This window comes from Leptotrichia shahii, from assembly GCF_008327825.1.
Taxonomy (GTDB): Bacteria; Fusobacteriota; Fusobacteriia; order Fusobacteriales; family Leptotrichiaceae; genus Leptotrichia; species Leptotrichia shahii.
This window is the reverse complement of sequence record NZ_AP019827.1, coordinates 83,151-98,828: the sequence shown is the minus strand read 5'-3', so window position 1 is coordinate 98,828 and position 15,678 is coordinate 83,151. Positions and strand designations below refer to the sequence as shown.

The following is a 15,678-nucleotide window of genomic DNA, read 5'->3' as shown; positions in this document are numbered from 1 at the left end:
AATAATAGGAAAATTATAATTTTTGAGTTTGATTTTAAAATAATTTTTATAAAATTTTTAAGAATAGGAGTGATTAATTTGAAAATAGTATATTTGGCATCTGAAGTGGCTCCGTTTTATAAATCTGGTGGACTGGCTGATGTATTGGGAGCATTGCCAAAAAAAATGCAGGAGCTTGGACACGAAGTTTCTATAATAATGCCTAAATACGATGTAATACCGCTAAAATATCTTGAAAAGCTGGAATGGGTGGCAAGGCTTGAAAGTCACGGAGATGTGTTTAATTTGGTAAAATACCCAGATGATAAGATAAATTATTACTTTATTGAAAATAAAGCATTATATGAAAGAGGACATGTTTACGGAGATTTTGATCAAGATGTTCAATATGCGATGTTTTCAGAATTGGCACTTAGATTTTTGAAGGAAATTAATCTGCAGGCGGATATCTTACATTGTAATGACTGGCAAACTGGTCCAGTTCCATATTTTTTAAATGTTAGATATAACTATGATCCATTTTACTGGGATATGAGAACTGTTTATTCAATCCATAACCTAATGTATCAAGGTAAGTTTTCTAAATATTCATTCGAAAGAATGGGATATTATATGAATGATAGACATGATCTAAACTTTATGGAAATTGGAATAGGATATGGTGATGTTGTAAATACAGTAAGTCCAACTTATGCTGAAGAAATAAAGTATGCATATTTTGGTGAAGGGCTTGAATGGATCACAAATAGAAAATATATTCACGGTATTCTAAATGGAATAGATACAGACGTGTTTAATCCTGAGACAACCAAAGGAATAGTTCATTTTAATAAAGATTCTTTAGATAAAAAACAAGAAAATAAATATTTATTACAAGAAAAATTAGGACTTCCAAAGTCAGATGTTGCCTTGATTTCAATAATTTCAAGACTTGTTGAAGGAAAAGGATTGGATCTAGTATCTGCAGCTCTTGAAAATTTGCTGCAATATGATGCAGTCCAAATTGTAATTTTAGGAAGCGGAGATAGGTTCTATGAAGACTACTACAATCATCTAGCTTGGAAATACCCTGATAAATTTAAGGTTTATCTTGGATACAACGGACAACTTGCGAATGAAATTTATGCAGGAAGTGACATGTTTTTAATGCCTTCAAGATATGAACCTTGCGGACTTAGTCAAATGATTGCAATGAGATTTGGAACTATCCCAATTGTAAGAGAAACTGGTGGATTAAAAGACTCAGTAAAACCTTATAACATCTTTACGGATGAAGGGAATGGCTTCTCATTTACAAATTTTAATGCAGATGATATGTTATTTACAATAAAAGTTGCAGAAGGAATCTATTATGACAAACCTGATATATGGGAAAAATTAATTAAAAGAAATATGGATTTAGACTTTTCTTGGGATAGATCAGCAAAGGAATATGAAAAACTTTATGAATTAGCTAAATCTTATTAATCATAAAATAAAAATGGAGTAAAACAATACTGTTAAACTCCATTTTTATTATTAACCCTTTATTTTTTCACAGACAAAAAAAATGGCGTCCCCGGCTGGACTCGAACCAGCGGCCCTCTGATTAACAGTCAGATGCTCTAACCAGCTGAGCTACGGAGACACACATATTGAAAAAGTTTGGCGACTGCCTATCTTCAGGACGAATCCAAGTATTTTAGGCGAAGACAGGCTTAACTGCCGGGTTCGGAATGTAACCGGGTGTATCCCTGTCGCTATGATCACCAAACTAACAAAAGTACTGCCGATTAAGACAATGAGAAATAAATAGTAAAGGCAAAAGACAGTTAAAAAAGCGTATGTAATATTAGTACCAGTCAGCTGAGCGCATTGCTGCGCTTGCACCCCTGGCCTATCGACCATGTGTTCTCCATGGATACTGCGAATACTCATCTCAAAGTTGGCTTCCCGCTTAGATGCTTTCAGCGGTTATCCGTACCAGACGTGACTACTCAGCCGTGCCACTGGCGTGACAACTGATACATCAGAGGTCTGTCCAACCCGGTCCTCTCGTACTAAGGTCAGATCTTTTCAGTATTCAAGCGCCTGCAGTGGATAGGGACCGAACTGTCTCACGACGTTCTGAACCCAGCTCGCGTGCCTCTTTAATGGGCGAACAGCCCAACCCTTGGGACCTTCTCCAGCCCCAGGATGAGACGAGCCGACATCGAGGTGCCAAACACTTCCGTCGATATGGACTCTTGGGAAGTATCAGCCTGTTATCCCCGGGGTAGCTTTTATCCGTTGAGCGACGGTCCTTCCATGCGGAACCGCCGGATCACTAACTCCTACTTTCGTACCTGCTCGACCCGTCAGTCTTGCAGTCAAGCTCCCTTATGCGTTTGCACTCCTAGGCTGATTTCCATCCAGCCTGAGGGAACCTTTGAACGCCTCCGTTACTCTTTTGGAGGCGACCGCCCCAGTCAAACTGCCCACCTAGCACTGTCTCCGTTACCAGATTAGAATTTCAGCAGCATATGGTTGGTATTCCAACAGCGACTCGGCAACAGCTGACGCCGTTGCTTCACAGTCTCCCAACTATCCTATACACACATTGCCAAAACCCAATGCCAAGCTGCAGTAAAGCTCCACGGGGTCTTTCCGTCCTACTGCAGGTAGCCGGTATCTTCACCGGCATTACAACTTCACCAGGTCTCCAGCCAAGACAGCTCCCAAATCATTTCACCATTCGTGCAGGTCGGAACTTACCCGACAAGGAATTTCGCTACCTTAGGACCGTTATAGTTACGGCCGCCGTTCACCGGGGCTTCAAATCGGAGCTCTCACTCCTCCTCTTAACCTTCCGGCACTGGGCAGGTGTCAGCCCATATACGTCGCCTTTCAGCTTAGCATAGACCTGTGTTTTTGGTAAACAGTTGCTTGGGACTCTTCACTGCGGCCTGTTTCCCCTGGAGGTGTTTCTCCTTTCAGGTATGTCAGGCACCCCTTCTCCCGAAGTTACGGGGCTATTTTGCAGAGTTCCTTAGCTAGAGTTATCCTGTCGGCCTTAAGTTTCTCACTCTGTCCACCTGTGTCGGTTTACAGTACGGGCACTACTTCTCATCGATAGAAGTTTTTCTAGGCAGTGTAGGATCTGTGACTTATGCATATGCACTTCCCCGTCAGGTCTCACGTTTAGGCGCGCGGATTTTCCTGCGCGCCCACGCTGGGCCCTTAGAAGGCTAAACCGTCAGCCTTCTCACATACCTTCCTGCGTCACTCCGTCTCTCAAGCGATAATAGTGGTACAGGAATATTAACCTGTTTTCCATTCGCCGTCACAATTTTGCTTATGCTTAGGTCCCGACTTCCAGGGCGGACAAGCCTTCCCTGAAACCTTGGACTTTCGGTGGGCGGGATTCTCACCCGTCTTCTCGCTACTCATTCCTGCATTCTCGCTTCTGATATCTCCAGCAAGCCTTGCGGCATGCCTTCATAGACCTACAGAACGCTCTCCTACCAAGATACTGATGTATCTTCCACAGCTTCGGTTTATGTCTTAGCCCCGTTACATCTTCGGCGCGGGCACTCTCGACCAGTGAGCTGTTACGCACTCTTTCAAGGCATGGCTGCTTCTAAGCCAACCTCCTGGTTGTCTGTGAATGTCCACCTCCTTTCCCACTTAGACATAATTAGGGACCTTAGCTGGTGGTCTGGGCTGTTCCCCTCTCGTCCGAGGACCTTGTCATCCACGGACTCACTCCTGGCAATAATATATGGTATTCGCAGTTTGCTTGATTTCGGTAAGCAGTACGCCCCCTAGATCATACAGAGCTCTACCCCCACATATCTCAATGCCAAGGCTGCACCTAAATGCATTTCGGAGAGAACGAGCTATCTCCTAGTTCGATTGGCTTTTCACCCCTAGACCTGCCTCATCTCCCAACTTTTCAACGGCGGTGAGTTCGGCCCTCCACTGAGTCTTACCTCAGCTTCAGCCTGGACAGGCCTAGATCACTAGGTTTCGCGTCTATGGCTAACGACTTGTCGCCCTGTTAAGACTTGGTTTCCCTTCGGCTCCGTTTATTAACCTTGCCACCAGCCATAACTCGCAGGATGATTAACCAAAATCCACGCAGTCACCCTTAACGGGCTCCTACCGTTTGTAAGCACACGGTTTCAAATTCTTTTTCACTCCCTTGCTCAGGGTTCTTTTCACCTTTCCCTCACGGTACTCTTCACTATCGGTCAGCAACAGTATTTAGCCTTGCGTGATTTGGTCCACGCTGATTCACGCCAGATTCCTCGTGCCTGACGCTACTCGGGTGCTTCCAGTCGCAATATGCACTTTATGTTCTACAGGACTATCACCTTCTTTGGTCCAGCTTCCCATCTGGTTCCACTTACATGCATACAGCTTAAACATTATGACAATCCGTTAAAGGAAGTCCCACAACCCCGTGCCAGCAAGGCTGTCCGCTTGGCACTGGCACGGTTTAGGCTTCTCCCCGTTCGCTCGCCGCTACTCAGGGAATCGTTTTTACTTTCTTTTCCTCCTGCTACTTAGATGTTTCAGTTCGCAGGCTTACCGTCTTCACGCATGCCCTCCAGGCATGCAGGTTTACCCATTCGGAAATCCGGGGATTAGAGATTATGTGCATCTGCTCCCGGCTTATCGCAGCTTATCACGTCCTTCATCGGCTGTTGCTGCCTAGGCATCCTCCGTGTGCCCTTTTTAGCTTTTTTATCCAGAATAACTTTTACTCCAGTTTATTGTAATCTTTTACCTACTATTCATTTCCCATTGTCCTAAGATTATAAAGATATGTGAAGAAGCAGTGCGTGATGCTCCTTAGAAAGGAGGTGATCCATCCGCACCTTCCGGTACGGATACCTTGTTACGACTTCACCCCAATCACTGTCCACACCTTAGACGCCTTCCTCCTTTCGGTTGGACCGGCGGCTTCAGGTGCAGACAACTCTCGTGGTGTGACGGGCGGTGTGTACAAGACCCGAGAACGTATTCACCGCAGCATTGCTGATCTGCGATTACTAGCGATTCCAGCTTCATGAAGCCGAGTTGCAGGCTTCAATCCGAACTTGGACCGGCTTTAAAGATTCGCTTGGCGTTGCCGCCTGGCAGCTCTTTGTACCGGCCATTGTAGCACGTGTGTAGCCCAGATCATAAGGGGCATGATGACTTGACGTCATCCCCGCCTTCCTCCTGCTCTTCGCAGGCAGTCTCGCTAGAGTCCCCAACCTAATGATGGCAACTAGCGATAGGGGTTGCGCTCGTTGCGGGACTTAACCCAACATCTCACGACACGAGCTGTCGACAGCCATGCACCACCTGTCTCTGCGTTCCCGAAGGCACGGCCTGCTCTCGCAGGCCTTCGCAGGATGTCAAGATCTGGTAAGGTTCCTCGCGTTGCGTCGAATTAAACCACATGCTCCACCGCTTGTGCGGGTCCCCGTCAATTCCTTTGAGTTTCAGCCTTGCGGCCGTACTCCCCAGGCGGATTACTTATCGCATTAGCTTCGGCACGGACACTCTTCATGCCCACACCCAGTAATCATCGTTTACAGCTAGGACTACCAGGGTATCTAATCCTGTTTGCTCCCCTAGCTTTCGCACTTCAGCGTCAGTTGCCGTCCAGTGAACTATCTTCATCATCGGCATTCCTGCACATATCTACGAATTTCACCTCTACTCGTGCAGTTCCGTCCACCTCTCCAGCACTCTAGCCCTGTAGTTTCCGGGGCAGGCCTGCGGTTGAGCCGCAGGTTTTCACCCTAGACTTACAGGGCCGCCTAGATGCCCTTTATGCCCAATAATTCCGGATAACGCTCGCGACATACGTATTACCGCGGCTGCTGGCACGTATTTAGCCGTCGCTTCTTCTGCAGGTACCGTCACTTTCTTCTTCCCTGCTGAAAGCACTTTACAATCCGAAAACCTTCTTCGTGCACACAGAATTGCTGGATCAGGGTTGCCCCATTGTCCAATATTCCCCACTGCTGCCTCCCGTAGGAGTAAGGGCCGTATCTCAGTCCCCTTGTGGCCGTCCACCCTCTCAGGCCGGCTACCTATCATCGCCTTGGTGGGCCATTACCCCGCCAACAAGCTAATAGGACGCAAGGCTCTCCTGCAGCGTCTCCTTTCATCGCCAGGCACATGCGTGCCGGCAACTGTATCAGGTCTTGTCAGTCGTTTCCGTCTGTTATCCCTGTCTGCAGGGCAAGTTCCTTACGCGTTACTCACCCGTCCGCCTTGGCTTGTCTGCGCAAGCGCAGCTTCGCCAAAGACTTGCATGTGTTAAGATTCTGTCAGCGTTCATCCTGAGCCAGGATCAAACTCTTCATTCAATATATCTTCATATATCTTAATTTTCACCTTTTAGTCTTGACGTGATCTCTTTCAAGATTCTTGACTTGTTTTTCTTACACTTTATTGCTTCTTCATACTATTTATATCTCTATTGTCCATGATACATTTTCGTATCGACAGGATATATCTTATCATAAAAGTAATTCTTTGTCAACTACTTTTTTCAATTTTTTTTACAGGTGTACTGTCAAGTGCAATGCCTAGTGCATAATAAAAATTGTATGCTGGTATACGTCTCCAAATTAGGAGAAATTATTCTCGGCTATATGAATAGTATTATAAATTTAAAGTCGCTACAAGCATTTAACTTCACTTGGCAATATGGCATTTTACTTTTTTCTATAATTTTTAATGAACAAAATCTACTATCAATTCTTTCATATTCTGCTGTTTTTTTATATATATTTTTTTAATGCTGATTTAGAAAATTCACTTTCAAAAAGTTTTATCCAATTTTTCATTAAATTTGACTTTTTAATTTTTTGCATTTTATTTTCGACTATTAGTTTTCTCATATAAATTTTTTTAAAGCACTAAAAACATTTAGACACTTTGGTTACATAAAAATAGACCATCCTCTGTTTTATAACAAAAAAATTATATTATTTCAAAATTTTAAATAATTTTATTTCCAAAAATTCCTACTAGTTTATAAAATTTTCTACACTTCCATTTCAAATACATTAATTACAGGTGTTTCATAAGGATGTATTTCTTTAATCAAGTAATATGCCAACTCCTGAAAATCTTTTTTCACTCTAAATTTCATAATTTTTTCATTGGCAACGCTTGTTTTTCCAACTTCGCCATCAAAAGGATTTCCACCTTCCAAAGTTTTCCAATATCCGATTCCGTCAATTATTGAATAAACATCTGCGTAAAATCCTTCTGTCAAGAGGTTATATCTCTGTAAGTTTTCCACAATTTTTTCTACATAATTTTCTGGGACAAAAACTTCAAAACAGCTATATTTATCTTTAAATTCTAATTTTGAACTTAATAAATTATCGTTTTTATAATTTAAGGTCAAATAGAAAAATGGTGTATTTTTGAATAATGACTCTAAAAATATTTTATCACCTTCCCACAATGTCAAATCAAAAATTTCTTTTTTGGGTACCCATTTTAAATCGCCTTCATCACATGCATGCTGATTTCCTGAGAAATTCGAGCTTGTGTAGAGATATATAAATAGCGGCTCATCATTGTTGTAATTAAAAATTATAAGTCCACGAGATTCATAACTATTCAATTTATAGCCAGTTTCTTCTTGAACTTCTCTCTTCAAGCATTCTTCAGGTGTTTCCCCAGCTTCTAATTTTCCGCCAATTCCTAGCCATTTTCCTTTATTTATATCTTTTTGCTTTTTTGTTCTATGTAACATTAAATATTTTTCATCTTTTTCTAAATAGCATAGTGTTGTAATCATTTTTATCTTCCTTTTTTATTTTATTTATAAAATATTATAGCATATAGTTGTATTGATTTAGAATAGTGTTAAAAAATTTTAATATTGAAATTTTTGGTAAACTCAAAAAAAACTTACATAAAAAATTTTTTTATGATAGAATAGTAAAAATTATAATTTTAAAGGAGAGAATTAATGCCTAGAAATAAAAAAGAGGGAATTATTTTTGGAGTTACAATGTGTTTTTTAATGGTTTGTGGAATGAGTACCTATAATTTGGCTCTTGTTGGAAAATTGAGCTTTGCAAAATTTGTGATTGGATTAATTCCAGGATTTATTGTTGCTTTTTTCTTTGATACAGTTATAGTTGGACCTGTTGCAAAGAAAATTGCTTTCAAATTACCAATTAATAAAAATAGCAAATTACAGATTATTTTAGCAATTTCGCTTTTAATGGTTACAGGAATGGTTACGTTCATGTCTATTTTTGGTTTATTAATGCGTCCAGAAATACCGCAAAATATTGTAAGTGCTTATTTTATAGGATGGGGAATGAATTTTATTGCCGCCCTGCCGTTGCAATTGCTAATTGTAGGCCCAATTTCACGGTTAAAACTTCAAATGTTACAAAGATATTTTGATAGCAAAATATAAATAAAAACATGATTATCAAACTATTATCAGTTTCTTTAATCATGTTATTTTTTTACTATTTTACATATTTTTTAACTCTTATTTTTCAAATCACACCTTTTCCCAAATTCATCATATTCTTCTCTTGTTACAATCTTATTATTTTTATCAAAAAAAATCCAGTTATAAAACTTTCTCCCATCTCGTATAACACCTTTTATAACTGCCTTTTCTCTCAAATTATCGTCTTTTCCCTTGCTAAACCATTTATTGAAATATCGAAGAAATTTATTTTTAATTTCGACAAAATCTGTAACTTCTATTTTAGCATTTATTTTTTTGCCATTTAACCTATAAATTGAAACATCTTTTTCAAAATCTTTTTCTTCAATTTCAATAATATTATTTTCTACTTCCAATTTTTTCCATTTCTTGAGATTATTCCATTCTTCCAAAGTCATTTTTATCATATCAAAATCTTTAATTGACTTAAAATCACGAAATTCTACAATTATGTATTCTCTAATAAATTTCCCTATTTCTTCATTTTCTAAAAACTCGCCATTCTCAAAGACAATTCTACTCACATTATTTTCTTCAATAAATTCCATTATCTTCTCAAAACCAATTTCCCGTGTTACAACATCATCAGAAATTTCTGTTTTTTCTTTCCAAATTGATTTATACAGTCCAACTTTTTTCAGTTCTATCCGAAATTTCTTCTTGTTTATTTTTTCTCCCACTTTTATTTTCTCAAGAAGTTCAATTAATTTTTTTGAAAAATCAACCTTATTTTTATGAATTATTTCTTTCAAATATCTAATTGTGCTATTTCTCAAAATATCATAATTTCCTAAAATTTCATTTTCCAATTTTTCATCATTCGTAACTTCATTTTCGTAACATTTCCACGAATAATCCTGCCCATCAAAACAATGAAATATTTTGTCTCCCTTTTCTTTCTCAAAATTATAATAAGAACAGCTATACAGCGGATCATCTTCCCTTCTCAAATCAAATGCCACATAATTTTTATCTTCTTTTGCTTCTCCAATATGCAAAAAATATTCTGCTTCAAAAAAAGAATCATTTTTCTGATTTTCAAGTTTTATAATTTTCATATTTTTTAAATCCCTAGGTAATAAATAGTATTTTATCACTTCATTTTTTTTAACATTTCTTCAAATTTTTCCGCATCCTTAAATTTCCAGTCATTCCCGATTTTATTTAATTCATTCGTTACTTTATCTGTCACATAATTCTTAGGATTTCGCATTCCTTCTCTTAACATTTCATTCATTATATCTATCCATTTTTTTACTTCTGAAAGACTAAAAAAATCTTCAGCGTCTTTTATTTCATATCCATATTTTTTAAAAAATCTTTTTTTAATTTCTTTTTCATCTAAAATTTTATCCAAATCAAGAATAACTACTTCATAAGTAACAGAAACCTTTCTATTTGATAAATATTTTACAGTTTTTATATTAAATTTTGAATTGTTAAATATTTCAGAAAAAAAACTAGAAAATTCTTTTAATAGCAATTGCATACTCTCTTTTTCTTCTTTGCTCATTTCATTATTTACTTTATTTGATACAGAAAAATAATATGAAATCATTTCTTGTAATACTTTCTTAGGATATTTACTCACTGTTTCTTCAATTTTCTTATTCTCCAAATCAATCTGCTCTTTTGACAAAGTAACATTTTTTTGCTTTATTACTTGATACTGCCCTGCAAAAATTTGCATAGAAAATATAAATAAAATTATTGTTATTAGTTTTTTCATTATTCCTTAATTCCTTTCCTAAACTCATGTGAAAATGCCTTGTCATAAAGTTTAGACTTAGAATATTCGTTCCCCATAAAGTTTCCTACAAGAATTTGTGCCGTTTTTGTGATTTTTTCCTTTTTCACAAGTTCAGCAATGTTTTCTAATGTTCCCATAACAATTTTCTGATCTTCCCAAGTTGCTCTTTGAACAATTGCAATTGGCGTTGTTTTATCATAATGTTTTAATAATCTTTTTACAACTTCATCAATCATTTGCACAGATAGGAATATTGCCATCGAACATTTATGTGAAGCAAGGCTTTCAAGACTTTCTGCTTCAGGGACAGGTGTTCTTCCTTCCAGTCTTGTACAAATTATTGTCTGGCTTACATCAGGCAGGGTAAATTCTTTTTTTATTGCAGCAGCAGCAGCCACAAATGAACTTACTCCTGGAATTACTTCATACTCAATCCCATATTCATCCAGGATATCCATTTGTTCCCTTATTGCACCATAAATGCTCGGATCCCCAGTGTGAACCCTTGCTACCAGCTTCCCTTTTTTCTGTGCCTTTATCGTAACTTCCATCACTTCGTCCAAGTTCATTGAAGCAGAATTATAAATTTCAGCTCCATCCTTATGACAATCAATAACCTCTTTTGGAACTAATGAGCCAGCATAAATTATTACATCTGCTTCCTTTACGATTCTTTGCCCTTTTACTGTAATCAATTCAGGATCTCCTGGTCCTGCTCCTATGAAGTATACTTTTTTCATAAATTATTCCCTTCTTTTTGAATTAATTTTTTATTTTTATAATATTTCATTTATTTCAAAACTTACTGATATTCCTGTATTCAAATATATTTTTTCATTTTTCTTAAAAAATGCTTCCCAGACTTTCCCATTTTCAAGATAAATGGATATTTTATTAAGTTTTTCAACTTCTTCAACATTTATTTTTTCTATTTTTTTGTTTTTCATTCCAAAAATCTTTTCAAATTTTCCTGAAATATCGTTATTAATTATCTCGTTATCTACAAAATAAATTTCATTAACCAATTTTTTCTGATAATCTTCAAAACTATTGCAAAATTCTCTAAACTGACTATTACATGCCCATTCACACAAAATATCCTTTATTGTCAATTTCTTAATTTTATTAATTTCTTCCTTGTTCTCTAAAATTTTTTTTATATCATTCTCCAAAAATTCCAACGGTAAATATCCATATACCTTCTCATTACAAAAATTATACTTAGGAATAAAATAAATTTTATCTTTCCATTTTTTTAAATAAATTTTAAAAAATTTGTAATATTCTATGTTTCCATAATTTAAATAAAATACATAATTTCCATTTTCATATTTCGGCAATTTAAAACTTCCACTATAATGAATTTCTTTCCCGTCTTTTAAAACTTGAATATATTCTTCATACCAATCCTTATCATCATAAATTTTTCTTTTTATTTCCAACTTTTTTCTCTTTTCCTATTATTTGCTTTTCATCAAATTATAAATTATTATTTTTAACTATTTTTACTTTTTAAATATCAAATATTTACTTCCTGTATATTTCATAAGCCACACATTGTTATTTGATAAATAAAATTTAATATAGCACTTTCCCCTTTTTAAAGTTACCATTTTGTTACCTTGTAATAAAAATGTGCCTTCTTCACAATTTTTCTATTTTAAGCTATAATTAACATAGTTAGCTAACTCAAAAAAATATATCTGGAGGAAATTAAAATGATTGATTATAATAAAATATTAAAAGAAAACTCTTACGGAGTTTTAGCTACACTTGACAATAATAAACCTAAAACAAGAATTTTTCAGTATCTGTTTTCTGAAAAAGACAAAGTGTATCTTGCAACTACAAATAATAAAAATGTTTATAAGCAGTTAAAAAAATGTCCTTACGTTTCTTTTCTCTCTCATTCAGAAGATTATTTATCATTTATATCCGTAAATGGAAATATTCATTTTACTGATGATATTGATCTTAAAACAAGAGTTTTAAATGAATATCCAGCAATAAAGGAACTTTTTAAAACTCCTGACAATCCTATTTTTGAACTCTTTTATATTGATTCGGAAGAAATCAGAAGCTTTGATTTAAAAACTTATACCAATGAAAATTTTAAAATAGAAAAACCATAATTAATTTGATACAATCTTAGTTATTCATATTTTGTTTTTTCTTTGTAATTTACCCCCCATTTGTCCATACTTTCCAGTATCGGCTTTAAGCTGTAGCCTGTTTCAGTAAGAGAATATTCAACTTTTGGAGGAATTTCAGGATAAATCTTTCTTATAAGAAGATTGTCCTCCTCCATTTCTCTTAAATTATATGTCAAAACTCTATTAGAAATTCCATTTATAGATTTTCTCAACTCTCCAAATCTTTTTGTTCCATCAAGCAAATCTCTTATTATAAGTATTTTCCATTTATTAGAAATCAAAGAAAGTGTTATTTCAACAGAACACTTTGGTAATTCTTTTTTATTCATAATTATCATTCTCTATTCTTTTTAATTTTATTTTCTTATCATATTCCCTCAAAACCTTTTTCACCTCATTTTCAAGCACTTCCTTATTAGTATATAATGTGTATTTTGAAGCAAAAATCTGATTAGAAAGTCCACCTAGTGCATATTCAGACTGAATACCATTCTCTTCATAAAATGCTCTTTCTTTATCATCAGATATACTCAAAATCTCACAATAATGAGACCAGCTCAATTTTCCAGACACTGTCTGGAATTTTTGATATTTCAAATAAAATTTTTTCATATTAAATAAATTTGATTTTGAAAAGCCCTTTCCATATTCTTTTGTCAATTTTTTTGATAATTCTTTTAAAAGTTTTTTCCCATATTCCGCCCTCTCATTATTTTCCTGCTCATCTTCTATAATAATTTTCCCAATTTTCCAATAAGTCTGCACAAGAATATTATTAATCTTTACAGACACCTGTTTCCTTGCATTTTCCATCAATTCTTTGATTTGCAAATAAACCATATTACTTTCAATTCCTTTTTCAATTTTACCCATTTTAACCCCCTATTTATATTAAATTCTAAAAATAATTTATAACTTATCAAACATATTTAACTAATAACTAATTTTTTGTTCAACATTCGGATTTTGAACGGCTTTCTCATACAATCCCTTTAATTCTTCAAAATGGTTTCCATTTTTTTCTCTATATTCTTTTTCCTTTTCTGTCAATTCCCTATTATACGGATTATCTCCCAAACTGCTGTGAAGTGCAACTCCAAATTGTGTTATAATATCAAATTTCATGATTTCCTGCGACAAACTTTTATCTGTATAAAATTTATAACCATCGTAATTTGAACCTCTTCCCGCATCATAGTAAATATCGTTATTGTATTTTACTTTTACAATATTTTTTATTTCTTTTTTTGTTTTTCTTTCATAAATAACTGCTTTGTTGTTTTCCACCAATTCAGCAATATAATTACGAACATAATCCAATTTTTTATCCTTATCCGAAATATTATTTTTTATATTATTTTCTTTTTTATCCCTATTTTTATTGTATAATTCCAATAGATCACTTTTTCTCACTAAAATATCATAATTTTCAGTTTTATACGTTACTATATTCTTTTTATCACTTGGCAATACATAACTCAAATTTATTTCCTTTTCAAAAATTTGACTTAATTCTATGTATCTTTTTTTCTTCGTATCATAAGTTCCTTTTACAATTGTTTCTGCTAGTCCTTGAATTGCTACTCCAAGTAACAAAACAAATAATATTTTTTTCATAATAATTCCTTCTTTCTTTTAGCTCTTAAATTTTAACTACTTCTTATTAAATATCCCCATCAATCTTGTTTTCAACACAATTTTTCCTTTTATTTTTATTATTTATTTTCAAAGTTCCCAAATAAAATCCCATATTAACAACCATCGCATAAACAAAATACCTCGACTCCAGCGTCTTTATAATTCCAAATTTTTCAATGCTGTTCTCACCTTCTTCTAAATACATCAAAACTTTATACGGAAAAGTATAAATTATTGCGTGGTAATCTTCTTTGTACCAGTTAAAGCCCATAAAAATAAATATTCCCATAATTATTAGACAGCCTGTTATTGTCAATATTCTTACAACTTCAATTTCTTCTTTATCAAAATATTTTTTTATAAAAAGTCCGAAAAATACATTGACAAGAAAAAATGGAACTAAAATTCTGTATTGACCAAAACTTCCCCCAATTTTCAAAATACTTTCTATTATTAAAAAAAAGATTGCGAAGAAAATTGAAAAAATAATTGAAAGAATAGGAATAAAAAAATACATTACAATAAACCATAATATAATTTTAGAAACTTTGGACAAATAACTGCTAATCTTTATTTTACTTCTAAATATTCCTAAAATGAATAATCCGTTGAAAAAACATAATTTTATAACTCCAATAATGTCTATTCTAAATAATAATATTATTGATAAAATTATAAAAAATATTGGCAATTTCAAAATTTTATCATTTTCATATTCCGATTTTTTCCCCATTAAATAAAATATCAATCCAAAAACTATTCCTGTTATTGCTGAAAATATTCCACCAAATAATAACCGAAATGGCAAATCAAAACCATAATCCCAGTCACATTTTCCTACCCAAAAATAAAATGCAAAAAATAAAATTTGAAGAATTATAAACTTTGCCAGTTCTATTTTTCTTAAAGTATTTTTAGAAATCTCTTCCACTCCTTAACTCCTTCCCTCTTCAATATCATTGTCGAAAAATAAGGAACTTCCTCCACTTTCTCAATATCCCAATAAACAACTTCATTCTCTTTCCCGCAATCTGAAACAATTACAGCATTTTCTTTATTCCCAGTTTCAATTATCGCTTTTTTTATTTTCTCAAAATTTCGGCTAATTTTCATTAACACTAAATTATCATTATTCTCAATTTCTTTATAAATATCAGTCTTTTTATTGACAGAAACTACTTTTAAATCTTCATCTCCGATCATTAACGGTATATTAAGCCTTGCTGCAATGCTGTTAAATGAAGTTATTCCCGCAATAGTTTCAACTTCCACATCGTCTGCAATATGCTCCAAAACATAAGTATATGTGCTATAAGTCATTGGATCTCCAATTGTTAAAAATGCTACATTTTTCCCATTTTCAAGTTCAACACTTATTTTGTCAGCATTATTTTTTCGAAAAACTTTTCTTGCTTCCACATCTTTTATCATCGGAAATTCTAAAAACAGCTGTTTCACATCAGTTTTTACATACTCTTTTACAATATTAAAAGCCGTACTCCCTTCCCCGCTTTTTGCCTCAGGCAACACAATTACATCTACTTCATGCAATCTTTTTACTGCTTTAATCGTTATATTTTCAGGATCTCCTACTCCTACTCCGATCCCATAAAATTTGCCTTTTTTCATATTTCACTTTCCTTTCTTTGATAATTTTTTATTGAAATTTTTAGATTTTATCT

General features: G+C 34.5%; 13 protein-coding genes, 1 tRNA gene and 3 rRNA genes. 3 read left to right on the top strand and 14 right to left on the bottom strand.

The genetic code is table 11. The annotated features are described in order from the left end of the window. Positions 1-78: 78 nt before the first annotated feature. Positions 79-1,467 (top strand): glycogen synthase, encoded by a 1,389-nt coding sequence (locus F1564_RS00465; protein WP_018450755.1) that lies wholly within the window; start codon positions 79-81, stop codon positions 1,465-1,467. 83 nt (positions 1,468-1,550) lie between these two features. Here F1564_RS00465 and F1564_RS00460 read toward each other — a convergent pair. The 5 genes from F1564_RS00460 to F1564_RS00440 form a co-directional block, all read right to left on the bottom strand. Beyond that, positions 1,551-1,627 (bottom strand) — tRNA-Asn (locus tag F1564_RS00460). Between the two features lie 15 nt (positions 1,628-1,642). Then, positions 1,643-1,753 (bottom strand): 5S ribosomal RNA (gene rrf, locus F1564_RS00455). 58 nt (positions 1,754-1,811) lie between these two features. After that, positions 1,812-4,709 (bottom strand): 23S ribosomal RNA (locus F1564_RS00450). A gap of 110 nt (positions 4,710-4,819) precedes the next feature. Then, positions 4,820-6,329, bottom strand: a 16S ribosomal RNA gene (locus F1564_RS00445). Together the 16S, 23S and 5S rRNA genes with 1 tRNA gene alongside form the textbook arrangement of a ribosomal RNA operon. A gap of 683 nt (positions 6,330-7,012) precedes the next feature. Beyond that, the gene (locus F1564_RS00440; protein ID WP_018450710.1) at positions 7,013-7,780 is read right to left on the bottom strand and encodes an NUDIX domain-containing protein; all 768 of its coding nucleotides are present in this window, start codon (positions 7,778-7,780) and stop codon (positions 7,013-7,015) included. Between the two features lie 174 nt (positions 7,781-7,954). Between F1564_RS00440 and F1564_RS00435 the strand changes: the two genes are divergently transcribed. Continuing rightward, positions 7,955-8,413: a hypothetical protein gene (locus tag F1564_RS00435; protein WP_018450709.1), complete on the top strand. Its 459-nt coding sequence runs from the start codon at positions 7,955-7,957 to the stop codon at positions 8,411-8,413. 71 nt (positions 8,414-8,484) lie between these two features. Here the strand turns inward: F1564_RS00435 and F1564_RS00430 are convergent, their stop codons facing one another. Genes F1564_RS00430 through F1564_RS00415 form a run of 4 tightly spaced genes read right to left on the bottom strand, consistent with a single transcriptional unit; the run spans position 8,485 to position 11,647 of the window. Then, complete coding sequence (locus F1564_RS00430) at positions 8,485-9,513, bottom strand: hypothetical protein (protein ID WP_018450708.1); 1,029 nt, start codon at positions 9,511-9,513, stop codon at positions 8,485-8,487. A 35-nt stretch (positions 9,514-9,548) separates the two neighbouring features. Next, entirely contained in the window at positions 9,549-10,184 is a 636-nt protein-coding gene (locus F1564_RS00425; protein ID WP_018450707.1) for a hypothetical protein, read from the bottom strand. Then, entirely contained in the window at positions 10,184-10,945 is a 762-nt protein-coding gene (cobM, locus tag F1564_RS00420) for a precorrin-4 C(11)-methyltransferase (protein ID WP_018450706.1), read from the bottom strand. The genes F1564_RS00425 and cobM overlap by 1 nt, the downstream gene beginning before the upstream one ends. A 36-nt stretch (positions 10,946-10,981) precedes the next feature. Then, entirely contained in the window at positions 10,982-11,647 is a 666-nt protein-coding gene (locus F1564_RS00415; protein ID WP_018450705.1) for a hypothetical protein, read from the bottom strand. A 276-nt stretch (positions 11,648-11,923) separates the two neighbouring features. Between F1564_RS00415 and F1564_RS00410 the strand changes: the two genes are divergently transcribed. Then, complete coding sequence (locus F1564_RS00410) at positions 11,924-12,337, top strand: pyridoxamine 5'-phosphate oxidase family protein (protein ID WP_018450704.1); 414 nt, start codon at positions 11,924-11,926, stop codon at positions 12,335-12,337. A 20-nt stretch (positions 12,338-12,357) separates the two neighbouring features. On the opposite strand, the gene F1564_RS00405 is transcribed toward F1564_RS00410, so the two are convergent. From F1564_RS00405 to cobI, 5 genes are read right to left on the bottom strand one after another with little or no spacing between them, the layout of a single operon-like run. Then, complete coding sequence (locus F1564_RS00405; protein WP_026231255.1) at positions 12,358-12,687, bottom strand: winged helix-turn-helix transcriptional regulator; 330 nt, start codon at positions 12,685-12,687, stop codon at positions 12,358-12,360. Then, positions 12,680-13,231, bottom strand: coding sequence for a DUF1016 N-terminal domain-containing protein (locus F1564_RS00400; protein ID WP_018450702.1), 552 nt, complete (start codon positions 13,229-13,231; stop codon positions 12,680-12,682). Before F1564_RS00400 ends, F1564_RS00405 begins: the two co-directional genes overlap by 8 nt. 60 nt (positions 13,232-13,291) lie before the next feature. Beyond that, positions 13,292-13,975 carry a hypothetical protein gene (locus F1564_RS00395; RefSeq protein WP_018450701.1) on the bottom strand — a complete coding sequence of 228 codons (684 nt, stop codon included), beginning with the start codon at positions 13,973-13,975 and terminating at the stop codon, positions 13,292-13,294. Between the two features lie 46 nt (positions 13,976-14,021). Continuing rightward, complete coding sequence (locus tag F1564_RS00390) at positions 14,022-14,927, bottom strand: hypothetical protein (protein WP_018450700.1); 906 nt, start codon at positions 14,925-14,927, stop codon at positions 14,022-14,024. After that, the gene (gene cobI / locus F1564_RS00385) at positions 14,900-15,625 is read right to left on the bottom strand and encodes a precorrin-2 C(20)-methyltransferase (protein WP_018450699.1); all 726 of its coding nucleotides are present in this window, start codon (positions 15,623-15,625) and stop codon (positions 14,900-14,902) included. The genes F1564_RS00390 and cobI overlap by 28 nt, the downstream gene beginning before the upstream one ends. Between the last annotated feature and the right edge of the window lie 53 nt (positions 15,626-15,678).